Below are 14,874 nucleotides of genomic sequence, written 5' to 3'. Positions count from 1 at the left end.
CGCCCGTCGTCTTTCACAGGGAACCGGTTGTCGAAGTAACAACGGCGAAGCGTCGTTCGTCGTGAAGATGCGCCACAAGTGGAAAGGAACGTCCATGATTACGCCTTCGCTGCAATGCCTCCGTGCTTCTTCGAGACTCGTGCCGCTTGTGCTCGGTGTATCGCTCGCTGCGACGATCGTCGGTCAAACGGCGATGGCGGCCGGTGTTCTGCCGCAGGGAGGCCACTATGCGGCGGGCGCGGGAAGCATCGCGGGGCAGAACGGTCAACTCGTCATCACGCAGCCAGGCTCGACGCGCGGCGTCATCGACTGGAAGAGCTTTTCCATCGGCACAAGCAATGCGGTCGTGTTCAACAACGGCACGGGCGCGACACTCAACCGCGTGACCGGCGGCTCGCCTTCGGAGATCCTCGGACGCCTGAGCGCCACGGGCAGCCTGTACGTGATCAATCCGCAGGGCATCGTCGTGGGGCCTTCGGGTGTCATCACTACGGGCGGGCGCTTCGTCGCCTCGACGCTGGACGTCGCCAACGACGCTTTCATGAAAAACAGCGGCGCGCTCACCCTGGCGGGCAAGTCGGATGGCTTCGTCATCAATCTCGGAAGCATTAGTTCGAGCGGCGGCGACGTGTTCCTGATCGCGCAACGCGCAGTCGTCAATGCCGGCAGCGTGAAGGCGCCCAAAGGCACGGCGGAATTGGCTGTCGGCGAAAAGGTCTTGCTGCAGGATTCGAAGAGCAGCAAGCAGGTGTTCGTGCAGACGGGCAGCGACGGCGTGATTGTGAACAAGGGGCGCATCGACGCCGCGCAGATCGACCTGCAAGCCGCCGATGGCAACGTCTACGCGCTCGCGGGCGAAGGCACGCGCGTGCGTGCGACGGGCACGGCCACGCGCGATGGCCACGTCTGGCTGGTCGCAGGCGACGGCAAGGTCACGCAACGTGGGGTCGTCACGGCGAAGAACGCGGATGGCAGCGGCGGCACGGTCGATACGCAAGCGGCGCAACTCGCGTTCGGCGACAACGCCGAAGTGCACGCCGCGCAGTGGAACATCGCGACGCCATCGATCACGGTACGGTCAGCCACGGCGCACGCGCTGCAAGATAGCCTCGGCGCGGGAACTTCGGTTGCGCTGACCACGACGGGCGGACAGGGGACGAGCGGTGACTTGGCCGTATCGGCGGATATGCGGTGGAAAGGCGCCGCCGGTCTCACGCTCGCGGGGTATCGCAACGTCTCGATTGCGCCTCATACGACACTGCGCAACGCGGGCTCGGGCAGCGTCGTGCTGCGCGCGGATGCATCGGCTATCGATAACGGCGGCAGCGTGAAGAACGGCGGCACCGTCGACTGGTCGAAAAGCACCGGGACCGTCAGCGCGTTCTACGACATGACCGGCAGCTTCACGCGAGGAACCATCCGCGCGAACGGGGCGTGGAAGGCGCCTGTCTACAGCGGGCTCGTCGGTCAGGTGACGGCATACAAGCTCGTCAATACGCCTGCCGATCTCGATAACGTCGTGCTCGATCTGGCCGGTAACTATGCGCTCGGGAAGGACATTGCGGCGAACCGTTCGGCCTTCGGCTACAGCACGCAAATCGGCAGCGTCGCCACGCCCTTCACCGGACAATTCGACGGCATGGGTCGGACCGTCACGAATCTGAACAGCAACGCGACCGATATATGCTGCGGATCGCAAGACTACGTCGCGGGCGGAATGTTCGCCGTCATCGGCACGACGGGTGTCGTGCGCAATATCAACGTGGATGGCGGCGCCTACGGCACGGGCGCTTTCTTCGGCGCTGTAGGTGTGCTCGCGGGCCTCAATCAAGGCACCATAGTCAACGCGCATTCGAGCGGCAGCGCCGGCGCATCGTTGATCAGTGTCGGCGGCCTCGTGGGGGAAAATGCCGGCCTGATCGCTCGTTCGTCGAGCAGCGCGAACGTGTCCGCGGACGCGGATGCAGGCGGCCTCGTTGCCGCCAACGACGTGACCGGTGTGATCAGCCAGTCGTACGCCACGGGTAACGCGGAGGGTTATGCCCACACAAACGGCGCGGGCGGACTCGTCGATGGCAACGCGGGCACGATCACGCAGTCGTACGCCACGGGCAGCGCCACGTTCAGCCCGAACTATTGCGGATTCGGGGCGAGCGTATGCACATCGGCGCCGGGCGCGCTCGTGCGGATCAACACGGCGACCGGCAAGATCACGCAGTCGTTCGCCACGGGCGCGGTGATCGACAATGTGCAGGCGGGCCAGGGACCGGCGCCTGCAGGAATCGCCTTCGAGAACGATGGTGTGATCGGCAAGGACGTGTACTGGAACAAGCAAACGACGGGCGCGCCGGCGGGCGTCACCGTGGGCAATACCGTTCCCGCCTCGCAAGGACGCACCACGGCCCAGATGAGCCAAACAGCGAGTTTTGGTCCGACATATCACTTCGGCACGAACGGCGTCTGGGCGATGCCCGCGGGAGCGACGCATCCTGTGTTGCGGTGGCAGACCGAGCCGTTCTGAGTGGTCAGCGACTTAACGCCGTGACGTCACGACGCAAGCTGCCCGGCAGCCCGCAACTCCCCATTTTTACCGAAGCCGCCCTCGCGCTGTAGCTTCCCGCCTCAAGCCGCCACTAAAGATTGGCGCGCCCTCTGCCGTCATTAAATTTGAGTACGACACGCGTCACTCGAGCGCTCGCACAGTGCGTAACGCGCTCCATTGCAAGCGCCTCGTCAGATCGAATCACGACAGCTACAACGGCCGCCTCGCCGCGCCCCTCAGGACATGTTTAATGGATAGGCTCAGAAAACTGCTACGGTCGCGCATCGGCCGCTTCATCGCGTGTGGCATGACCGCAGCCGTGCTCGTGGCAGCCGTGAGCGTGCTGCTTTCGCGCGATGAACCGGCCGCTACGCAGACTACGCCGACGGTGGCAGGCGTCGCGAGTCAGATGCGCCGCGATGCGTCGCCGTGGACGCATCGGGAAAAAGACGTCTCGGAGATGATGCGCGATATCCGCGAACACGACGTCGCCGCGATCGGCGTCAGCCGCGACGCCATCCTCGTCTCGACGCTTCGTGCCGACCAATACTTCGTCGCCGATCATAACGGCGCCTTCTCCAACGCCCTGCTGCTCGGCGACCTGAAATCAGGCAACGCGTCGCCCTACCAATTGGTCTGGCTTCCCGATGTCAACGTGCGCACGGGCATGGCGCGCTGGACCGACCGGTTCGACCTCGTGCGCGACGCCTTGAGCTTGCTCTTGCCGATGCTGATGATGGGCGGTCTGATCTGGTTCATGCGCCGCGAAATGCGAGGCGGCGCGCGTCTGCTCGCCAAATCGCCGACGCTGCGTTTCGCCGACGTCATCGGCGCGGGTGCAGCCAAGGCGGCGCTCGCCGATGTGCAGGCGTGGCTCACCGAACCCGCGCAATTCACCGGCATGGGCGTGCGCGCGCCGTGCGGCGTCCTCATGACGGGCGGCCCCGGCGTCGGCAAGACGCGTCTCGCGCAAGCGCTCGCGGGCGAATGCGGCGCCAACTTCATCGCGATCACGGGCAGCTACTTCAGCGCGAAGTATTACGGAGTGGGCATTCAGAAGGTCAAGCATCTGTTCGAACTGGCGCGCAAGAACGCGCCGACGGTCATCTTCATCGACGAGGCGGACGGGCTCGGCAAGCGCACGGATAGCGGCGGCGGTCCGGTGGAAGCCGAAAGCAACCGCATCATCAATCAGTTGCTCGCGGAAATGGACGGCTTCGCTTCGAACGAAGGCGTGATCGTGGTCGCGGCGACCAATCATCCGGACAGTCTCGACGAAGCGTTGCGACGCCCGGGCCGCTTCGACCGGACCATTCAGGTGCGGCTGCCCGATCTCGCGGATCGCGCCGAGATCCTGCGTTTCTATGCGGCCAAGCTGAAGACGAAGCCAGACGATATCGACTTCGATCAGCTCGCGCGTCTGACTACCGGCGTGTCGCCGGCCACGCTGTCGATGATCGTCAATCAGGCGGGTCTCGTCGCGCGCAAGGCGGGCGAGCGCGAAGTCGGTGCAAAGCATTTCGTGGAAGCGGTGAAGATTGCGCGCATCGGCGACATCAACGGTGCGGAGCGTGCGTTGTCGGAGAGCGAGCGCAAGCGTATCGCGGTTCACGAAGCCGGACACGGTCTCGTCGCCGCGCTGCTCGGCACGGGCGTGCTGGAAGAAGTCACCATCCTGCCACGCGGCGGCGCGCTGGGCGTGGCGCTGATCACGAAAATGCAGGACAAGCACCTGTACCGCGAAACCGAACTGCGCAACGAGATTCAGGTGCTGCTCGGTGGGCGCAATGCGGAACTGCTGATGTTCCGCGAAGCATCGAGCGGCGCGGCGCACGATCTTCAGGAAGCATCGCGCATCGGTCTCGACATGGTGTCGAAGCAAGGCTTCAACGCGGACGGCGATCTCTTCAGTCTTGCGTCGCTGCCGCAGCAGTATGCGGGCTTGCAGCTCAAGAACGCGATCGAACACGCGAATCGGCTCCTGCACGATCTGAACGATGCCTGCTACGCGCTGCTGCGCGCGAACGAGCCCGTGCTGCGCGCGATTGCCGCGCAGTTGCTGGAGGATGAGACGGTGCCGGGTGATACGGTTTATCGGCTGATTCGCGAGCATGCGGCTGCCTTGGCCGAAGTCGATGAGGTGGTGGAGGCATTGGCTGCGTAGTGCGGCACCTAGCTCACGCGAGAAGTCATCCGCAAAGCAGGCTCTTGTCAAGCGATAACTTGCCCGGCGCGCTATCGTGCGTTACCTTGCGAAGCGCCGGGATACGCTCGTGTCCCCGCATATGGCGAAACGCTATCGGGAGACACCGGCATGACCCACATCGACAATGCCTTGAGCGTAACCCTCGAAGCCTTGCTGCGCGAATGGGCGCAAACCGCCGCCGCACGCGACAAGGCCGGCGGCACCGCTTTGCACGAGCGCCGTCTCCTGCGTGAAAGCGGCCTGCTGCGCTTGAGCGTGCCCGAACAATACGGCGGCGATGGCGCGAACTGGTCCACGACGCTCGATGTCGTCCGACGCATGGCGCGAGTCGATAGCTCGCTCGCGCATCTCTTCGCGTTTCATCATCTACAACTCGCGACTATCCGCCTCTTCGGCCGCGACGCGCAGATTCGCCAGTGGCTCGGCCAAACCATCGAGGAAGGATGGTTCTGGGGCAACGCGCTCAACCCGCTGGATCAGGGCACACGCGCTGAAGCGGACGGCGCGAACGGCTATATCTTCGACGGCCGCAAGAGCTTTTGCTCCGGCGCCACCGACTCCGACCGGCTTCTCGCTTCCGCATTCAAGTCCGATGGACGTCTTCTGATCGGCGTGGTGCCTACTGAGCGCGCAGGCATCACCATCTTCGACGACTGGGACAACATGGGACAGCGCCAGACCGATAGCGGCACGGTGCGCTTCGATCAGGTGAAAGTCGCAGCCGACGAACTGCTCGACGATCCCGGCCCGCTCTCCAGCCCGTTCGCGTGCTTAAGGCCGCTGCTCGCGCAATCGATCCTGAGCCACATTTATCTCGGCATCGGCGAAGGCGCGCTGCAGGCGGCGCGCGAGTCGACGCTTGCGCAGACGCGTCCGTGGATCGCATCGCCGGCGGCGCGCCCGAGCGAAGACTCATACGTGCTCGCGCATTACGGCGACTTCTGGCTCGCGCTCGAAAGCGCGCGGCTCCTTGCCGAACGCGCCATGCATGAATTCGATACCGCATGGCAACGCGGCCTCGCGCTCACCGAAGACGAACGCGGCGACGTGGCCGTCGCGGTGGCGGCATCGCGTGTGGCGGCGGCGCGTGCGGGTCTCGATGTAGCGCATCGCATGTTCGACGTGACCGGCGCGCGATCGACCGCCGCCGCGTTACGACTCGACCGCTTCTGGCGCAACGTGCGCGTGCATACGCTGCACGATCCGATCGACTACAAGGTGCGCGAGCTTGGCGAGTGGGCGCTCAACGGACGCATGCCGACGCCATCGTTCTACTCATAGTCCGGCTTCCATCGATACAAACCAGCATATGGACGGCGAAGATGAGCCACGGCCCATACGCCGGTTCGCGCATCATCAACGGCTCGCCGATTCCAGCTCGTGCAGCAACGGCGTCGCGAAATGCAGCACTTCGTAGGCGATCGCCTTGCCCGTTGCAACGGGCTCGCGTTCGCTCACCACTACGCGCGTCAACTTCCACTGCTGTGCGTCCACACCGACCGCCGCGCTGACCACATGCGACTCGGCGGCCGTCTGCCGGTTGCGCTCGATCTCCGCCTTGAACACCGTTTGCAAATCCATGTCCGGTGAGACAGCCAGTTCTTCCTTGTACACGAAGCGTGCGATGCGTGCCGGGCCTCTCGCGGCATCGAGCGCGAAGCGCGTTTCGATTCGCGGCCGTCCGAAACTGTCCGTCACCGTCTTAAAGCGGCCATCGACGAGAAAGGACCCGAAGGCCTCGTCACGACGCCACAGATAAAGCGACGAATAAGTGTTTTCGAGCGCGCCATGACGGCCGCTCTCGCGCAGCAGGAACGCCTTGAAGTGCAGATCGGGCAAGTCGTCCCACAAGGGTCCGCGTTCTTTAGCGCGCGCGCGAATGATGCCGGTGTCGTAATCGGCCGGGAGACGATGAGCATATTGAGCGAGCAGCATAATCGATCCTTTCGAGAGTGAACGAGCGTGGAAGAAGCTTGCATTCAGAATACCCATCGCCCTATCATTTGAAAACGATATGAATCGATATTTCAATGATTCGAAAATAGAATGACCATGAAGACTCTCGATATCGAGGCCGTGCAGGCATTCGTGCTCACCGCGGACCTCAAAAGCTTCACCCGCGCGGCCGAGGCGATGGATTCCACGCAATCCGCCATCAGCCTGAAGATCAAGCGTCTGGAAGATAGCCTCGCGCGCCGGCTGCTGGAACGCACGCCACGGCTCGTGCGTCTTTCGGCGGAAGGCAGCGCGTTTCTCGAACCGGCGCGTGCGCTGCTTGCCGCGCATCAGGGCGCGCTCGGTTCATTCGGCGCTGGAACTCGCCGCATGGCGATCGGTATCGGCCACCATATCGTCGGTACGGAACTGCCGCTTTTGCTGCGGCGCGTGAGCGAGGCGGAACCGGGCGTCGTGCTGCAGATGCGAATCGCGTCATCGCGCGACTTGCTCGAGGATTTCGACGCAGGCCTGCTTGATGCCGCCGTCGTTCTGCGCCACGACAGCCGGCGTCTGGACGGCGAGACCATTCATGAGGAAGCGTTCGGCTGGATGGCCGCGCCCGACTTTCAGCATTGCGATGGCGAGCCGCTGCGGCTTGCGACTCAGCCTCCGCCGTGCAGCGTGCGCAGCATGGCAATCGATGCACTCGATACAGCCGGCATCGCGTGGACGGAAGTGTTCGTGGGCGGCGGATTGGGCACGATAGGCGCGGCGGTATCGGCGGGACTGGCAGCTGCCGCGCTCGGACGACGCGTCACGCCGAAGGGAACGATCGATGTCGGATCGCGCTTCGAGTTGCCGCCGCTGCCCGCACGCGATGTCGTCATGTACTCCAGTCTCACCGACCGGCAAGCGCGCGAAACGCTGCGCACGCTTGGCGCAGCAATTCGTTCGACGGCATATGGCAACCCTGCGTCATGAATTCGCGCCCGGCAGCGTTCCTGGCCTGATGTACGCGTGCATGTGCGCCACGTAATCGGGTTTGCCAAGCGGCACGCCATGATGACGAAGGATCGCGTAGGCCGTCATGATATGGAAATAGAACTGCGGCAGCGCCCAGTCGCGCGCGTATTGCTCGCCAGTCATATCGAAGACGACGCCGTTGGGAAGATCGAGCGCGACGGGCCGGCTGCCTACTTCATCGAATGCGTTCGGGGCGACGTTCGACAGAAAGCCGATGGCATCCGCTATGCAGGCTTTTGCATCTGTGAAAGTGCCGGGTTGCTCGTTCGAATGAGCGCCTTCCGCGCGCAGCGCTATCAGCGCATCGGGCAGCGCCGCGCCAAGCAGACGATGCACCGGCTCCTGCGCCTGAAAGCAGGCAAAGCGCACCTGTGCCGCGAGCGGAAACATGTCGGGCGCGAGACGCAACGGCAGCAATGCATCGGCGGTCATGCCACGCGCTTTCTCATGCGCGTCGGCCTTGTCGAGCCAGGCGGCAAGTCCTTTCAGCATTTGCGTGAAAGTGGGGACAAGCAAGGTAGTCGGCTGCATGGTCGCTCCCGGAAGTAAGACCCTGCCATCATATACGCCTCGCGCGTCGGGCTTCCCCCTCGCACATGCACGTTGCGGTGCGCAAACGCTTACATGCGATTCATCGTCGAGCGCTTGCATGTCGTGCGATACATGCGCCATCGCTTCGGCAAAGCATCGACAATCTGACGCCTAAATTACTCTAACCTTACGGTCTGCGCGACGGCGCGCAAATCATGAAAACCTATGAGCGATCCCGAACCTAAGTCGCTCTGAAGTCGTGGGATATTCAAGGATGGACAGTCAGTCAAGAGCGACCCGATGCGCGACTCCGAGATACGAATCGAACTCGTCTGCGACGAGCCTGGCTTGCGTGCGCTCAAGGACGAATGGGAGACGCTTTGGCTGAAAGCACAGGGCCGCTACTTCCAGCGTTTCGATGTGTGTCTGCTTGCGTGGCTCCACGTTGCCAAACCGCGACGCCGCAAGTTGCGCTGCATCGTCTTGCGCGAGAACGGCGAGCTTCGGCTGGTGTGGCCGCTCGTTGCTTATCGACGCGCACTGTGGACGTATCTGCTGCCCCTTAGCCCCGATGCCGGCGATTACACCAGCGTGCTCGTCGAGGACGGTCAGGACGCACGGGCGCTGATCGAGCGCGCATGGCGTATTGCGTGTGAACGCTTCAAGACGGATTTCATCCACCTGCCTTATATGAACGAAGGGTCGGAGTTGCATCGCATTGCGTCGGCGGAGCGGCATATTCTCGGCCGGTCGCGACATGAATCGTGGATAGCGAAATTGCGCGACGAAAGCGACTGGAAGACGTTCTCCGGTTCGCTCGGCACGATGTTCGGCAAGAAGCCCGGTCAGCTCGAACGTCGCTTGGCCAAGGAAGGCGCACTGAGTATTCGTATGGTCAATACATCGGATACCGAAGCAATCGCGCGCTACGTGCGCTGGATGCTCGAATCCAAGCGTGGCTGGAGCGACCGTGTCGGCAAGCGCGGAAAATGGCTGTTTTCGCCGTACTATGAACGCTTTCTCATCTCCACGCTCACCTACCGCGGCGAGACGTCCGACAAGGAACCGCCCGCGCGACTCATGATGGTGACACTCGACGACCAGCCAATGGCCGCGGTCATCATGAGTCACGGCAATCCGATGGCGAACGCCGTTATCGCGGGATTCAATGCGGAATACGGCCGGTTCGGACCGGGCTCCATTGCATGGGAACACAGCGTGAAGTGGGCCTTCGAGCAGCGCTATGACATCGACTTCGGCGTGGGTTCCGAGCGCTTCAAGACCTACTGGAGCCGCAACAACGGCAGCCATGCATGGACGATGCAGATTGCCAATACGACATGGGGATTGATCGGCTACCGTGTCGTGCGGACGTTGCGCGATCTCGTCAGCGCGGCGCGAGGGACATCGAAGGGAACGCCTGCGCCCGAGGGGGAAAGCGCTTCCGCGCGCGGCAAGGGATGAGTCGCACCGCGCGCTTTATTCAAGCGCGGCGTCTTCCACGAGACGCGCCTTGAGCGCGCGAATGCGACGATCGACAAAATAACCGCCGCCTTCCGTATAACGCAAATAAAGCCTGCCGCACTTCGAGCATTCCCACACGTCGCAGCGGTTATACGGAAAGTAGCGCGGCGCGATAGGTGCCTCCGCCGACCAGTATTGCGAATTCCCCGGCGGATACTCCGCGTAAGTCGGCTCGGGATCATCCGGCGGCATGAGCGTGCCGACCTGAACGAGCGCCGCTTCGTCTAGCGATAAAGGCTGCGATTGCCAGCCATCGAGGGCCGTCTTCGTGCAGTCGCATACGACACCCCGCGCGCGATCTTCGGCGGCTTGCGCGAGTTCTGCGAGTGCTGCGGCGTTGAGCAATGGATGCATGGCGGTGAGGTCTCGATGCAATGCGCCGATTATCGCAGATACCTTCCACCGCGACAGACCACGGACAAGCGCCGATGCAAGGTCGCCCCCGACTCGGCAACTCGGCAACTCGGTAACTCGGCAACTCGGCAACTCGGTAACTCGATGAAACGAACGAAGGTCTTTCAGAACTCGACCAGCGCGAAGTCTTCCTTGCCGACATCGCACAGCGGGCAGCGCCAGTCGTCCGGAATGTCGCTCCAGCGCGTGCCGGCTGCAACGCCGTGTTCAGGATCACCCGTGGCTTCGTCGTAGATCCATCCGCAGATCACGCAGACCCATTGCTTGAATTCGGATTCGACGTGGGAGCGTGCCGCTGGCGGCTGCTCGTCCTTGAGCGTCTCGTCCTCTGCGCCACGGTCGAGCGTGACCACCAGCGGGTCTGCGCCCCGCTCGCGATCGGCGGCGAGGTACGCGTCGAGTTCGGCATGAAGACGTCGCGCTTCTTCCACGGTCAGATCGATCCAGTAGGGATCGCCAGCGCCGCTATTCAAACGAGCCGGAGCAAACTGCAATTCGAGTGCCGCGCCTTTTTTGTACATGGATTCTGTTCGACTTCTTATTTCGGATAGGCCAAATGCTGCTGAATTTCGATGCCTGACTTGACATGCGCGCCCGCGATGAGGTTCGTCGGCAAGCCGACATCGGACGATCCGTTGCGCGTCGCGTTGCGCGGTTTGATCGACGCACTTCGATAAAGCCGCTTAGCGTCGCTTAAAGCCGCCTGGAGCCGCTCAAAATCGCTCGATTGCGCCGATCTGCACGCCGCGAATCGGCGCACCCGGATACGCGGCCGGAAGCCCCGTCACATTCACACCGCGCAAGGTGAAGGTGGCATCGCCGCGATTACGCAGCATCGCGCCTGTCGCGTAGAACATCAATGTCTTCGAAAGATCGTATTCGCACGCAATGCTGAACTGGTCCGCGTTATTGTCGCCGCCCGATCGATCGCGCGCATAAGCATAACCAAGCGATGCGCGCAGAGCCGGCGAGAACGCGTAGCGCATCGAGACGGACATGCCGTCGTCGTGATAACGCGGCGATCCGCCATCGCCATTGAAGAAGTTGAGAAACGCCGTCGTCTTGCCGAAGCGATACGACACGCCACCCAGATTCGAACGTAGCCCTGTGCTGCCCTGCGTGTCCTGATGCGCGTAAGCAATACGGAACGGCCCGTTGCGATACGCGAAGGTTTCGTAATTGCCCGACAAGCCATTGCCCGCGCCGGCATCGCGCAAGGCGAACATGATGGTCGTCGTGAAGCCGTGAATGTCCGGCGACAGATACGTGATGCCGTTATCCGTATAAGGCGTGATCTTCGACAGGTTGTTGAGACCCGATGCGATCGTCCCGGCACCGAAGGCGTCGAGTTGTCCCTTGAACGGAATGTAGATTGGCGAATACTGACGCCCCATGCGCACTTCGCCCCACGGCGCGCCGAAGCCGATCCATGCCTGACGATTGAACAAGGTGCCTGCGGTCGCAAGCGTCCCGTCAGCGGAACTGAAGCCGCTTTCGAGATCGAACAGGAGACGCGTGTCGCCAGTCAGTGGTTCGGCGCCCCGCATGCCGAAGCGCGAACCGCGATACGCGCCCGAATCCATGCGCGGCGTCCACCCTGAACCGGGATTCGTCACCTCGATGCTCGTGTCGATCGTTCCATACAAGGTCACGGCGCTCTGCGCATGAACCGCCGTAGCGCCCATGCCAAACGTGCTTAGCAGGGTCAGGGCCAGACAGCGGCCCGAAAGAGATGTAAGACGCATATTGTTGTTGTGCTGACGCGCCAGGCCGACAGGCTCGAAGAGAAGCCGTCACTTTAACCAAGCAACGGCGCGTACTCAATGATCCAGTGCATAGGCGATGACATAATCGCCCCGATCCGGCGACTGTCGCGCGCCGCCCGCCGAGATGAGCACGTACTGCTTGCCCGTTTTCGGCGATACATAGCTCATCGGTCCACCCTGACTTCCCACCGGCAGACGCGCCTTCCATACCTCCTTGCCGGTCGCGCTATCGAAGGCACGCAGGTAGTAGTCTTGCGTCCCCGCGATGAACACGAGGCCGCCCTGCGTCGCCAGCGTGCCGCCGAGCGTCGGCATGCCAATGGGCATCTTCATCCCCATCTTGATACCGAAGGGACCCGTGTCCTGCACCGTGCCCACAGGCACTTGCCATACGATCTTCTGCGTCTTCAGATCGACCGCGGAAAGCGTGCCGAAAGGCGGCTTCTGACAAGGGATACCGAGCGGCGACATGAAGCGGTTTTTGTTGACGGCGTAAGGCGTGCCCTTCAGCGGCACCGCGCCCATGCCGGTGTTCACGGACTCGCCGCCGTTGCTGGCCTGCACGTTGTCGGTCTTCTGCGGAATCATCTGCACCCAGAGGCCGAGGCGCATGTCGTTCACGAAGATGTAATGACTATTCGGATCGGTCGAAAGGCTGCCCCAGTTCATGCCGCCGAGCGAGCCTGGAAAGCTCAGCGAGATGTCCGTGTCGGGCGGCGTGAAGAGACCGTCATAACGCATCGACTTGAAGCTGATTCGGCAGATGAGTTGATCGAAAGGCGTGGCGCCCCACATGTCCGATTCCTTCAGCGTATCGGCGCCGATGCGCGGCATGCCGACCGAGTACGGCTGTGTATCGGGATACTGCTCGCCGGGAATGCTGCCCTTCTTGACGGGCTTTTCCTCGACCCGCGTGAGCGGCTGACCCGTAAGCCGATCGAGCACGAAGATCTGCCCGGACTTCGTGCCGAAGACCACGGCGGGTTTGGTCGAACCATCCTTCTCGGGGAAGTCGATCAGGCTCGGCTGCATGGGAACGTCGAAGTCCCACAAATCGTTGTGCACCGTCTGGTAGACCCACTTCTCCTTGCCCGTCGTGGCATCGAGCGCGAGGATGGACGTGGCATAACGATGATCCAGAGCCGTGCGGTTCGCGCCCCAGAGATCCACCGAGGAGCTGCCCATCGGGATGAACACCGTGTTCATCGCGGGATCGTACGACATGGGCGCCCACGAGTTCGGCGTGCTCCGAGCAAAGGTCTGACCCGGCTCGAGTTGCGCGTTGGGATCGTCATGACCCGGATCGAAGGCCCAGCGCATTTGCCCCGTGATGACATCGAAACCGCGCAGCACGCCACCGGGCATGTCGGTCTGCACGTTATCCGCTACTCGCCCGCCTACGACCACGGTCGTGCCTGCAAGCGTCGGCGCGGAAGTAAGCTGATACTTGGGGTCATCCGCTGCGCCAAGGCCTGCTTTAAGATTCACGAAACCATGGTCGCCGAAGCTTTCGCAGAGCGCGCCGTTATCGGCATCGATGGCAACGAGGCGCGCATCGATCGTGTTCATCAGGATGCGGCGCTGACACGCTTCGCCCGATGCAAGCGTCGGCGCGATCACGGGCGTCGAACCCGCGACCGAAGGCTGCGTAAGCGCTTGCGTGGCATCGAAGTATGCGAGGCCGCGACAACGGTTCCACACCTGCGCCTGCGCATTGATTTCGCGCTTCCAGATTTGCTTGCCGCTGTCGACATCGACAGCGATCACGTTGTTATGCGGCGTGCACATGAAGATGCGATCGCCCACTTGCAACGGCGTTTGCTGATCTTCCGCGCCGTTGCCACCGGGGCTCACCGGCACGTCGCCCGTATGAAAAGTCCATGCAACATGCAGGTCCTTGATGTTGTCGCGCGTGATCTGGTTCAGCGCCACGAAACGGCTGCCGCCCGGCGTATTGCCATAGTTGCTCCAATTCTTCTGCGCGTCGTTCTGTGCAAGCGGTGCGAGCGGCGCAGCCGTGCCTTCGAAGGCGACCGGGTCGTGCGGTTCGAACATCTGCACGAACGTGACGACCATGCCCAACGCAAACAGCGCGCTCAAACCGTATGCCCATTTCGACGCGGGCGTCACCCTCTCATGCTTGCGCAACGACGGCCATAGCAGCAACGCGAGCACCATGAAGCCCGTCGGCAACATGAGACGCGACACCAGCGGCCAGAAATCGAAGCCTGCGTCGATCAAGGCCCAGATCAGCGTGCCGACGAACGCCACGCCATACACGATGACCGCCGAAGACCGCGCGCGCATCAACTGCACCGCGGCCACGGCGATCACGATCCCAGCGATCACGAAGTACGAGCTGCCGTGCAGCAAGACGAGCTTCGCGCCGCCTGCAACGAAGACCAGACCCGTGGCCAGCATTGCGAGCCCCAACAACACACAACCGGTTCTCAGCGCGGCTGAAACACGGGTATTACTCGTAGACATCTATTTTCTCCAAGAAGCTCGGGCGCGGTCGGTCGCGAAGGATAGAGCCTTCGGTACGCTGGATGGGAACGCATCGGCGAAACAGGCTTGCAGACGAAGCGTTGCTGCACGGCGCAGGGTTGCGCGCGGCATGGCCCTTCTCAACGCCATGCGGGGAGCATGGCGATTAACGGTGCCGACGACGGCACCTGTTCGATCTCGATATTCTAACCGGATAGTTAAAAATGTGCTTAGTTACTCTCAGTATCTGTCCCTTTTCGACGGGACGTTTGCGCGCTTGAGCTAGCTCTCAAACGACAACTGCCGAAGCTGGCTCACGCTCAGCTTCGGCAGTCGTCAATGCTTGTTACGCCATCGCGCTACACCGCGCGGCGCACCATCAATTCCTTGATCTTGCCGATCGCCTTGGTCGGGTTGAGCCCCTTCGGGCACACGTCGACGCA

At 62.5% G+C, this 14,874-nt stretch carries 11 protein-coding genes and 1 pseudogene; 5 read left to right on the top strand and 7 right to left on the bottom strand.

What is annotated here, in order from left to right:
* Nucleotides 1-94: 94 nt before the first annotated feature.
* From NCR98_RS23965 to NCR98_RS23955, 3 genes are all read left to right on the top strand, one after another.
* Entirely contained in the window at nt 95-2,521 is a 2,427-nt protein-coding gene (locus tag NCR98_RS23965; protein ID WP_250527517.1) for a two-partner secretion domain-containing protein, read from the top strand.
* A 328-nt stretch (nt 2,522-2,849) separates the two neighbouring features.
* The gene (locus NCR98_RS23960; protein ID WP_250527516.1) at nt 2,850-4,706 is read left to right on the top strand and encodes an AAA family ATPase; all 1,857 of its coding nucleotides are present in this window, start codon (nt 2,850-2,852) and stop codon (nt 4,704-4,706) included.
* Between the two features lie 150 nt (nt 4,707-4,856).
* Nucleotides 4,857-6,029: an acyl-CoA dehydrogenase family protein gene (locus NCR98_RS23955; RefSeq protein WP_250527515.1), complete on the top strand. Its 1,173-nt coding sequence runs from the start codon at nt 4,857-4,859 to the stop codon at nt 6,027-6,029.
* 75 nt (nt 6,030-6,104) lie between these two features.
* Here NCR98_RS23955 and NCR98_RS23950 read toward each other — a convergent pair whose 3' ends face one another.
* Entirely contained in the window at nt 6,105-6,683 is a 579-nt protein-coding gene (locus NCR98_RS23950; RefSeq protein ID WP_250527514.1) for a DUF4865 family protein, read from the bottom strand.
* Nucleotides 6,684-6,800: 117 nt separating this feature from the next.
* On the opposite strand from NCR98_RS23950, the gene NCR98_RS23945 reads away from it, so the two are divergent.
* On the top strand, nt 6,801-7,667 hold the full coding sequence (locus tag NCR98_RS23945) for a LysR family transcriptional regulator (protein WP_250494336.1): 867 nt from the start codon (nt 6,801-6,803) through the stop codon (nt 7,665-7,667).
* Here the strand turns inward: NCR98_RS23945 and NCR98_RS23940 are convergent.
* Nucleotides 7,662-8,240 carry a DUF1993 domain-containing protein gene (locus tag NCR98_RS23940; protein WP_250511118.1) on the bottom strand — a complete coding sequence of 193 codons (579 nt, stop codon included), beginning with the start codon at nt 8,238-8,240 and terminating at the stop codon, nt 7,662-7,664. The two genes, NCR98_RS23945 and NCR98_RS23940, sit on opposite strands and share 6 nt — an antisense overlap.
* A gap of 300 nt (nt 8,241-8,540) precedes the next feature.
* Between NCR98_RS23940 and NCR98_RS23935 the strand changes: the two genes are divergently transcribed.
* Nucleotides 8,541-9,704 carry a GNAT family N-acetyltransferase gene (locus NCR98_RS23935; protein WP_250527513.1) on the top strand — a complete coding sequence of 388 codons (1,164 nt, stop codon included), beginning with the start codon at nt 8,541-8,543 and terminating at the stop codon, nt 9,702-9,704.
* Between the two features lie 15 nt (nt 9,705-9,719).
* On the opposite strand, the gene NCR98_RS23930 is transcribed toward NCR98_RS23935, so the two are convergent.
* The 5 genes and pseudogenes from NCR98_RS23930 to sdhB form a co-directional block, all read right to left on the bottom strand.
* Nucleotides 9,720-10,118 (bottom strand): hypothetical protein, encoded by a 399-nt coding sequence (locus tag NCR98_RS23930; protein ID WP_250468137.1) that lies wholly within the window; start codon nt 10,116-10,118, stop codon nt 9,720-9,722.
* A 164-nt stretch (nt 10,119-10,282) separates the two neighbouring features.
* The gene (locus tag NCR98_RS33375; RefSeq protein WP_284503456.1) at nt 10,283-10,699 is read right to left on the bottom strand and encodes a rubredoxin; all 417 of its coding nucleotides are present in this window, start codon (nt 10,697-10,699) and stop codon (nt 10,283-10,285) included.
* A gap of 192 nt (nt 10,700-10,891) precedes the next feature.
* Nucleotides 10,892-11,923 carry a porin gene (locus NCR98_RS23920; RefSeq protein WP_284503936.1) on the bottom strand — a complete coding sequence of 344 codons (1,032 nt, stop codon included), beginning with the start codon at nt 11,921-11,923 and terminating at the stop codon, nt 10,892-10,894.
* Nucleotides 11,924-11,998: 75 nt separating this feature from the next.
* A complete protein-coding gene (locus NCR98_RS23915; protein ID WP_250527511.1) occupies nt 11,999-14,431 on the bottom strand; it encodes a glucose/quinate/shikimate family membrane-bound PQQ-dependent dehydrogenase in 2,433 nt (810 codons plus the stop codon).
* A gap of 359 nt (nt 14,432-14,790) precedes the next feature.
* A pseudogene (gene sdhB / locus NCR98_RS23910) lies at nt 14,791-14,874 on the bottom strand (succinate dehydrogenase iron-sulfur subunit); the annotation flags it as partial.

The sequence above is a fragment of the Caballeronia sp. GAWG2-1 genome, assembly GCF_023631405.1.
Classification (GTDB): domain Bacteria; phylum Pseudomonadota; class Gammaproteobacteria; order Burkholderiales; family Burkholderiaceae; genus Caballeronia.
This window is presented reverse-complemented; position numbering and strand designations above follow the sequence as displayed.